Origin of the sequence: Bacillus cereus group sp. BfR-BA-01330 (assembly GCF_022663885.1) — a bacterium.
GTDB lineage: Bacteria > Bacillota > Bacilli > Bacillales > Bacillaceae_G > Bacillus_A > Bacillus_A cereus.
In genome coordinates, this window is the sequence record NZ_JAKUGK010000002.1 from 649,731 (window position 1) to 658,484 (window position 8,754).

The following is an 8,754-nucleotide window of genomic DNA, read 5'->3' on the forward strand; positions in this document are numbered from 1 at the left end:
AAAAAAATATGGTATACAAAAGTATAGTTGCTTTTCATATAGAAGGGATGGTAAAGAAATATGCAAAATTTTGTATTTCGTAATCCAACGAAACTTATTTTCGGTAAAGGTCAATTAGAACAGTTAAAAACTGAAATTCCACAGTTCGGTAAAAAAGTTCTTCTCGTATACGGGGGAGGCAGCATTAAAAGAAACGGTATTTATGATAATGTAATTTCTATTTTAAAGGATATTAATGCAGAAGTATTTGAATTAACAGGTGTTGAACCGAATCCACGTGTATCAACTGTAAAGAAAGGGATTCAAATTTGTAAAGAGAATGGTGTTGAATTTATTTTAGCAGTTGGTGGAGGAAGTGTAATCGACTGTACGAAGGCAATTGCAGCTGGTAGTAAGTACGATGGAGATGTATGGGATATTGTAACGAAAAAAACATTTGCTAATGAGGCATTACCATTTGGTACTGTACTTACTCTTGCAGCAACAGGATCTGAAATGAATGCAGGCTCGGTAATTACAAACTGGGAAACGAATGAAAAGTATGGATGGGGTAGCCCGGTTACTTTCCCGCAGTTTTCGATTTTAGATCCAGTTCATACTACTTCTGTACCGAAAGATCAAACAATTTACGGTATGGTAGATATTATGTCGCACGTATTAGAACAATATTTCCATCATGGAACGAATACAGAACTACAAGATCGTTATTGTGAAGCTGTTTTAAAAACAGTAATTGAGACAGCTCCTAAGCTTTTAAGTGATTTAGAAAATTATGAGCATAGAGAAACTATTTTATATTGTGGTACTATGGCGTTAAACGGCATTTTAGCAATGGGAGTAAAAGGAGATTGGGCGACTCATAATATTGAGCATGCAGTTTCTGCTGTTCATGATATACCACACGGGGGTGGCCTTGCGATTTTATTCCCGAACTGGATGAAGCATGTTGTAGAGGGAAATGTAAGTCGTTTTAAACAGTTTGCTATTCGAGTATTCAATGTAGAAACAGATGGAAAGACTGATCGAGAAATTGCGTTAGAAGGAATTCAGGCGTTACGTCAATTTTGGACTTCAATTGAGGCGCCAGTAACATTATCTGATTACGCTATTGGAGAAAATGAAATTGATTTAATGGCGGATAAAGCTATGGCGTATGGTGAATTTGGTAACTTTAAAAAATTAAATAAAGATGATGTTTTAAGTATATATAAAGCTTCTTTATAAGTGAATTTAGAAAAGAAATCTATTTGATTGTTTGATCGAATAGGTTTCTTTTTTTTGCTGTTTATAAATGTTTGTGGATGTTTTTGATTATTTTTGATTGTTTATGGTTGATTTTTGTGACCGTTTTCATTATACTGTAATCAAAGAAGAGGTGAATAAAATGTTAACTCCTGAACGTCATCAAATGATATTGCAACTTGTAAAAGAACAGAAAGTTGTAAAATTACAGCAATTAGTTGAAAGAACAGAAAGCTCTGAGTCGACAATTCGCCGTGATTTAGCACAATTGGAAAAGCAAAGGTTATTAAAAAGAGTTCATGGTGGTGCCGCTGTTTTAACAGGAAAAGGGCAAGAACCAACGATGGTCGAAAAATCATCCAAAAACATTCAAATAAAACAACAAATTGCTAAGTATGCGGCTAGCGTTATTGAACAAGGTGATTGTATTTATTTAGATGCAGGAAGTACAACATTTGAAATGATTCCATTTTTAATAAATAAAGATGTTACTGTCGTTACGAATGGACTTATGCATATTGAAGCTTTAGTTGAAAATAATATTCGTGCGTATTTACTAGGCGGAATGATGAAGAGTAGGACGAAAGCTTTAATCGGTGCTATGGCACAGGAAAGTATGCAGAAGTATCGTTTTGATAAATGTTTTTTAGGTGCAAATGGTGTACATGAACAGCTTGGCTTTACAACGCCAGATCCAGAAGAAGCGCTCTTAAAACAAATGGCATTAACATTAGCAAACGAAGGATATTTCTTAATTGATGAAAGTAAGTTTTCAGAAGTTGCGTTTGCGAAAATTGCAAATGTTGAAGATGCAAATATTATTACAAACCATTTAGAAATTGATTTAGAAAAATATAAACAACAAACCAATGTAATTGAGGCTGATAAACAATGATCTATACAGTTACTTTAAACCCATCTATTGATTATGTAGTGCAAGTTTCTTCCTTTGATTTAGGAACAATAAATCGAGCGGAAAAAGATATGAAGTTTCCTGGAGGAAAAGGAATTAATGTTTCTCGTGTTCTTCAGCGTTTAGGTGTTAAAAATATAGCACTTGGATTTACTGGTGGATTTACTGGTCAATTTATTAAAGAGGTATTACAGACGGAAGGTGTAACAACAAACTTCGTCCAAGTAGATGAAGATACTCGCATTAATGTGAAAATAAAAGGGGAAGAAGAAACAGAATTAAATGGCCAAGGTCCTATTGTAACAAAAGAGCAGTTCGAACAGTTAATGAAAAAAATTGAGAGTATGCAACCTGGAGATTGTGTTGTACTTGCTGGGAGTGTACCAGTTTCTATTCCAAGTACCTTTTACGAATCAATTGCTGCGTTTGGAGCTGAAAAAGGTATTCGTGTAGTAGTAGATGCAAGTGGAAGTGCACTGCAACATGTAATTAAAAATAAGCCATTTTTAATTAAGCCAAACCACCATGAACTTGGTGAGTTGTTTGGAGTGGAGCTTTCAACAGTAGAGGACGTTTTACCTTATGGAAGAAAATTAATTGAACAAGGTGTAAAACACGTTATCGTATCGATGGCTGGAGAGGGAGCTTTATTATTTACGGCAGAAGGTATATATGAAGCGACTGTTCCAAAAGGTGTTGTAATTAATTCAGTTGGGGCCGGGGATTCTCTTGTTGCAGGGTTTGTAGGCAAATATGAACAGACAAAAGATATTGAAAAGGCATTTCAATACGGCGTTGCAACAGGGAGTGCAACAGCATTTTCAGCTGATTTATGTAAGAAGGAAAAAGTAGAAGAATTATTGTCGCAAGTAATTGTAGCTAAGCGATAGGGGGAAGCAACATATGAAAATTACAGAACTATTAAAAAGGGATACAGTCATTATGGATTTGACAGCTTCAAATAAAGAAGCTGTCATAGATGAATTAGTTGAGAAATTAAACGGGGCAAATCGTTTAAATAGTAAAACGGAATTTAAAGAAGCTATTTTAAAGCGAGAGGCCCAAAGTACGACTGGAATAGGGGAAGGTATTGCAATACCTCATGCGAAGACAAAGGCTGTTAAACAACCATCGATTTGTTTTGGTAGAAGTGTAAGCGGTATCAATTATGAGTCGCTTGACGGACAGCCAGCACACTTATTCTTTATGATTGCTGCAAGTGAAGGAGCGAATAATACTCATTTAGAAACGTTGTCTCGTTTATCGACATTATTAATGGATGAAGGATTTCGCAAGCAACTATTAGAAGCAAAGGATGAAAGTGAGCTTCTTCAACTATTTGATGAAAAAGAGAATGAAAAAGAAGAAGAGATTGAAGTCGCAAAACCAGAAGGAAATGAACCGTACGTACTTGCTGTTACAGCTTGTCCAACTGGAATCGCTCACACATATATGGCAGCGGATAGCTTAAAAGCAAAAGCGACAGAGTTAGGAATAGCGATTAAAGTTGAAACAAACGGATCAACAGGTATTAAAAACGGTTTAACGAAAGAGGATATTGAACGTGCAACAGCTATTATTGTTGCGGCGGATAAACAAGTAGAAATGAATCGTTTTGCTGGTAAACATGTCATTCAAGTGCCAGTTGCTGATGGGATTCGAAAAACGGAAAATCTGCTTAAGCGAGCTGTCAAACAAGATGCACCAATCTTTAAAGGTGTAAAAGAGGACGGGAAATCAGAAAGTATTGAGGGAGAAAAAGGATTAGGAATTTATAAGCATTTAATGAGCGGTGTAAGTAATATGCTTCCATTCGTTGTTGGTGGCGGGATTTTAATAGCGCTAGCGTTTTCGTTTGGTGGTATAAAGGCGGAAGGTCCTTTAGCTGAATTGTTCATGTCAATTGGTGGAGGAAAAACAGGTGCGTTTTTATTCCTTGTACCAATTTTAGCTGGATTTATTGCAAGTTCTATTGCTGATCGTCCTGGTTTTATGCCTGGTGTTGTAGGTGGATTTTTAGCAGCGAATGCGAATGCTGGATTTTTAGGTGGATTAATTGCTGGTTTCTTAGCTGGATATGTTGTTTTAGGGTTGAAAAGATTATTTTCAGGACTACCAGTACAATTAGAAGGAATTAAACCTGTATTGTTATATCCAGTCTTTGGATTATTGATTACAGGAGTTGTAATGCAAAAAGTAGTAATTCCGCCTGTAGTAGCATTAAATGAAATGTTGACAGGGTGGTTAAATGGTTTAAACGGTACGAATGCTATATTACTAGGTCTTATTTTAGGTGGTATGATGGCAATTGATATGGGGGGGCCAATTAATAAAGCGGCATTTACGTTTGGTATTGCTGCAATAGAAGCGCAGAATTTTGGAGTGCACTCAGCAGTTATGGCTGGTGGGATGGTACCACCACTTGCGATTGCATTCGCAACTACATTCTTTAAATCAAAGTTTACAGAAGCGGAACGTAAATCTGGTTTAACAAATTATATTATGGGAGCGTCGTTCATTACAGAAGGTGCGATTCCGTTTGCAGCTGCAGATCCGGTTCGAGTAATCGTAAGTTGTGTTGTTGGTTCAAGTATTGCAGGTGCGTTATCTATGTTATTCCAAATTACATTACCGGCACCGCATGGTGGATTATTTGTAATAGCGTTAGTAAATAAACCGTTACTATATATTTTCTCTATATTAATTGGAACAATTGTCTCGGCTGTTATGCTAGGTGTTTGGAAAAAGAAAGTTCAATAACAAATAAAAAGAGAGCAGTTTTTAGTAGCTGCTCTCTTTTTATTACAAAAAAATAGGTTAACAATTGAATATTGATGTTTTTTGGTAAAAGATGTAACGAATTGTGAATTTTTTGTAACAAAAAAGTAACACTGTAATTTTTTCTGGAAAAAAGTTCTTGTGCTCGTATATGAAAAATATATGAAAACCACTGGAGATTGTATTAGAAATGCATTTTATTAATATGGAAATTTATGTTACAACTCGTTAATCGTATATTACGAATGCTTTGTAATTGTGTGATTTCTAAAAATTCTAAAAATCTGTTGCTATAATGAAAATACGAAAACAAAGCAAATGGAGGCTATTCATGAAAAAATTATTAGGTATAGCAACAGCGGCAGTTTTTGGTCTTGGGATTTTTGCGGGTTCTGCTAAAGCGGAAACAATTGTAACAACAGACGTATTAAATGTTAGAGAAAACCCAAATGTAGAGTCAAAGCTTGTAGGTAAAGTGTTCAGTGGGAATACACTAGATGTTATAAATACAGAAAATGGATGGACAAAAATTAAGTTGAACGGTAAGGAAGCGTTTGTAAGTGCCGATTTTACAAAGAGCACATATTATGTAACGGCGGGCGTATTAAATGTTCGTGCTGGAGCGAATACTGATTCTGAAATTTTAGGTAAACTTAATAAAAATGATGTGATTGAAACGACGAATCAAGTTCAAAATGAATGGTTACAATTCGACTACAATGGAAAAGTCGGATATGTTCACGTGCCATTTTTAACAGGAACGGCACCTGTAATTGAAAAGAAAGAAGTTGTAGCTCAAGAAGAAGCGCCGGCTAGAACAAATACGCCGGTTAAAAATAATACAGCAGTTAAGAATAAAGAGTCTGTTAAGAGTAACGATTCTATTAAGAATGTAGAATCAAGTAAACCTGTGGTAAAAGAAAAAACGGCTGCAAAACCAGTTGCGAAATCTACTGAAACAAGTGCGCCTACTGGTGGTCGTGAAATTACAGTAGAAGCGACGGCATATACAGCAGATCCGAGTGAGAATGGTTCGTATGGTGGTCGTGTATTAACTGCAATGGGGCATGATTTAACAGCAAATCCAAATATGAAAGTAATTGCTGTTGATCCGAAAGTAATTCCGCTTGGATCAAAAGTGTGGGTAGAAGGATATGGAGAAGCGATTGCTGGAGACACTGGTGGTGCGATTAAAGGAAATCGTATTGATGTATTAGTCGGTTCAGATGGTAGTGCTAATAGCTGGGGGCGCAAATCTGTAAAAGTGAAAGTTATACAATAGGTTATCGATATTAATATAAAAAGCGGTTGCTTGAAATTATGTAAGCAGCCGCTTTTTATGGATTATTGAAATGGATAAATAGTTTTACCTGTAATAATTTTATATGCACTGCAAAATTGTGTTTGTATATATTCTGTATTTTTATTTTCTGGATGTGATGTTGTTTCATGGAGAGTAGAATGAAAAGCCCGTAGTAAACAATTTAGGGCGAAGTATAATTCCTCTTGTGAACAATTTTGTTCTTTTGTAGAAGTAGCTAAAATGAGGTCTTTTGTCAAAGATGAAAAATTGATGGTGGATTGTTTCATAGTTAACTCATCCTCTCGAAACTATTTTTATCATGTATATGCAGAATTGGACAAACTATGTTCTTTTTTCTGTATAATTTCATGTACCGAAATGAAAGAACTTGCAATCATGCCGTTAAAATTGGTAAGATTGGGTATAATCAATAGATGGAGTATATTACATAAAGAGAGTTGAATGATATGGGAGAAGTGCAACGTGAAAAAGTTGCTGTCATCATTGGACCAACTGCTGTTGGAAAGACGAAGTTAAGTATCGATCTTGCCAAAGCGTTGAACGGTGAAATTATTAGTGGTGATTCCATGCAAATCTATCGAACGATGGATATTGGAACTGCAAAGGTAACACAAGCAGAGATGGACGGAATTCCACATTATATGGTCGATATAAAAAATCCGGAAGATTCATTTTCTGTCGCGGAATTTCAAGAACGTGTTCGCAAGCATATTCGAGAAATTACAGAACGTGGTAAATTACCAATTATAGTTGGTGGGACCGGTCTTTATATACAATCTGTTTTATTCGATTATCAGTTTACAGATGATGCTGGTGATGTGATATACCGAGAGCAAATGGAAAAGTTAGCTTTAGAACGCGGTGTGGAATATGTACATAAAAAATTGCAAGAAGTAGATCTGGAAAGTGCGGAGCGTATTCATGCAAATAATGTACGACGTGTCATTCGAGCGTTAGAAATTTTCCACACGACGGGTGAAAAAATGAGTGACCAAATTGAAAAACAAGAAAAAGAGTTACTCTATGATGTTTCATTAATTGGCTTGACAATGGATCGAGAAATGCTATACGATCGCATTAACTTACGAGTGGATTTGATGATGGAACAAGGCCTATTAGAGGAAGTAGAAGGTCTGTATAATAGAGGGATACGAGATTGTCAATCTATTCAAGCGATTGGATATAAAGAAATCTATGATTATTTTGAGAATCGAGCCCCTTTAGAAGATGCGGTATCACAATTAAAGACGAATTCGCGTCGTTATGCAAAGCGTCAATTAACGTGGTTCCGTAATAAAATGGATGTCACGTGGTTTGATGTTACAGACGGTGAAAAAACGTCAGAAATTTTACGATACATAGAAGGAAAGTTACAAGTAAAGTCGAATAATAGTAAGTAGAGAAAAAGAGGAGGATTCGACATGAAGCAATCAATCAATATTCAAGATCAGTTTTTAAATCAACTCCGTAAAGAAAATACGTTTGTTACGCTGTACTTATTAAATGGTTTCCAGCTTCGTGGACTAATTAAAGGATTTGATAATTTTACAGTCCTGCTGGAAACAGAAGGTAAGCAACAGCTTATTTATAAACATGCAATTTCTACATTTGTACCACAAAAAAATGTTTCAATTGAATTAGAATAGTAATGAATTATTGTACATAACAAAAAAAGAGCGAGTTTCCTCGCTCTTTTTTTTATTTGTCATAAACAATATATGATGAAATTTAAGCGATTCTAAATACAGTAAGGCGGATGTTAGTATTTCCTGTCGCAGGGATCGTAATCTCATTAAGAGTAGATTGAACAGAAATTCTTGCACCAGCTGCTAATGTTTCGATTGTAGTAAATGAAAGTGAGTCGCCTATTAAATTTGAAGAGAAATTATCAGTTGCGACTGCTCCATTAATTGAAATTCCTACTCCGAGTGGAGCGCATCCTGGCGCAGTTGTAGAAATGGATACGCTAATTACATAAATACCACCGTTAATAACAGTAACTGTATCTGTGCCGTTGAAGATAATATTGTTTACGTTAATTGCAGTACTAAAAATAAAGTTATTAAATTGCAGTACTGTTTGCTGAATATTGTTTGTTACAACAATTGTTGCTATAGGGAAGCTAGGTCCAGTAGGCCCAGTAGGTCCGGTAGGTCCACCAGAAGGTCCAGTAGGTCCAGTAACTCCTATACCAGTAGCGCCGGTAGCACCCGTTGGTCCTTGAATGCCTTGAGGTCCAGTGGCACCGGTAGCGCCAGTGTTACCTTGAACACCCTGAGGTCCAGTGGCACCGGTAGCACCAGTAGCGCCAGTGTTACCTTGAACACCTTGAGGTCCAGTAGCACCGGTAGCGCCAGTAGCACCTGTGTTACCTTGAACACCTTGAGGTCCAGTAGCGCCAGTGGCACCAGTAGCACCTGTGTGACCTTGAACACCTTGAGGTCCAGTAGCGCCAGTGGCACCAGTAGCACCTGTGTTACCTTGAACACCTTGAGGT

9 protein-coding genes are annotated in these 8,754 nt (G+C 36.4%); 7 read left to right on the plus strand and 2 right to left on the minus strand.

All coding sequences use genetic code 11. The annotated features are described in order from the left end of the window. The first annotated feature begins 60 nt into the window (after positions 1–60). The 5 genes from MR112_RS09145 (at position 61) to entD (ending at position 6,215) form a co-directional block, all read left to right on the plus strand. Positions 61–1,224 (plus strand): iron-containing alcohol dehydrogenase, encoded by a 1,164-nt coding sequence (locus MR112_RS09145; RefSeq protein WP_001179093.1) that lies wholly within the window; start codon positions 61–63, stop codon positions 1,222–1,224. 160 nt (positions 1,225–1,384) lie between these two features. Then, on the plus strand, positions 1,385–2,137 hold the full coding sequence (locus MR112_RS09150) for a DeoR/GlpR family DNA-binding transcription regulator (protein WP_000957279.1): 753 nt from the start codon (positions 1,385–1,387) through the stop codon (positions 2,135–2,137). Continuing rightward, complete coding sequence (gene pfkB, locus MR112_RS09155; protein ID WP_000640859.1) at positions 2,134–3,045, plus strand: 1-phosphofructokinase; 912 nt, start codon at positions 2,134–2,136, stop codon at positions 3,043–3,045. Before MR112_RS09150 ends, pfkB begins: the two co-directional genes overlap by 4 nt. A gap of 13 nt (positions 3,046–3,058) precedes the next feature. Further along, on the plus strand, positions 3,059–4,915 hold the full coding sequence (locus MR112_RS09160) for a PTS fructose transporter subunit IIABC (RefSeq protein WP_000704605.1): 1,857 nt from the start codon (positions 3,059–3,061) through the stop codon (positions 4,913–4,915). A 349-nt stretch (positions 4,916–5,264) separates the two neighbouring features. Next, the gene (gene entD, locus MR112_RS09165) at positions 5,265–6,215 is read left to right on the plus strand and encodes a cell wall-binding protein EntD (protein ID WP_242244892.1); all 951 of its coding nucleotides are present in this window, start codon (positions 5,265–5,267) and stop codon (positions 6,213–6,215) included. 62 nt (positions 6,216–6,277) lie between these two features. Here entD and MR112_RS09170 read toward each other — a convergent pair whose 3' ends face one another. Further along, positions 6,278–6,523, minus strand: a complete 246-nt coding sequence (locus MR112_RS09170) for a hypothetical protein (RefSeq protein ID WP_000814431.1) — start codon at positions 6,521–6,523, stop codon at positions 6,278–6,280. Positions 6,524–6,703: 180 nt separating this feature from the next. Between MR112_RS09170 and miaA the strand changes: the two genes are divergently transcribed. Both miaA and hfq read left to right on the plus strand, forming a co-directional pair. After that, positions 6,704–7,657 carry a tRNA (adenosine(37)-N6)-dimethylallyltransferase MiaA gene (gene miaA / locus MR112_RS09175; RefSeq protein ID WP_242244893.1) on the plus strand — a complete coding sequence of 318 codons (954 nt, stop codon included), beginning with the start codon at positions 6,704–6,706 and terminating at the stop codon, positions 7,655–7,657. A 21-nt stretch (positions 7,658–7,678) separates the two neighbouring features. Further along, positions 7,679–7,903 carry an RNA chaperone Hfq gene (gene hfq, locus MR112_RS09180; RefSeq protein WP_000813896.1) on the plus strand — a complete coding sequence of 75 codons (225 nt, stop codon included), beginning with the start codon at positions 7,679–7,681 and terminating at the stop codon, positions 7,901–7,903. A gap of 82 nt (positions 7,904–7,985) precedes the next feature. On the opposite strand, the gene MR112_RS09185 is transcribed toward hfq, so the two are convergent. Further along, positions 7,986–8,754: Gly-Xaa-Xaa repeat protein (locus tag MR112_RS09185; protein ID WP_242244894.1), on the minus strand; the 769-nt coding region annotated here is incomplete at its 5' end.

Excerpts from the sequence above, each read along its gene's own strand:
- MR112_RS09145 (WP_001179093.1), top strand. The coding sequence starts at position 61 with ATGCAAAATTTTGTATTTCGTAATCCAACGAAACTTATTTTCGGTAAA.
- MR112_RS09150 (WP_000957279.1), top strand. The coding sequence starts at position 1,385 with ATGTTAACTCCTGAACGTCATCAAATGATATTGCAACTTGTAAAAGAA.
- pfkB (WP_000640859.1), top strand. The coding sequence starts at position 2,134 with ATGATCTATACAGTTACTTTAAACCCATCTATTGATTATGTAGTGCAA.
- MR112_RS09160 (WP_000704605.1), top strand. The coding sequence starts at position 3,059 with ATGAAAATTACAGAACTATTAAAAAGGGATACAGTCATTATGGATTTG.
- entD (WP_242244892.1), top strand. The coding sequence starts at position 5,265 with ATGAAAAAATTATTAGGTATAGCAACAGCGGCAGTTTTTGGTCTTGGG.
- MR112_RS09170 (WP_000814431.1), bottom strand. The coding sequence starts at position 6,523 with ATGAAACAATCCACCATCAATTTTTCATCTTTGACAAAAGACCTCATT.
- miaA (WP_242244893.1), top strand. The coding sequence starts at position 6,704 with ATGGGAGAAGTGCAACGTGAAAAAGTTGCTGTCATCATTGGACCAACT.
- hfq (WP_000813896.1), top strand. The coding sequence starts at position 7,679 with ATGAAGCAATCAATCAATATTCAAGATCAGTTTTTAAATCAACTCCGT.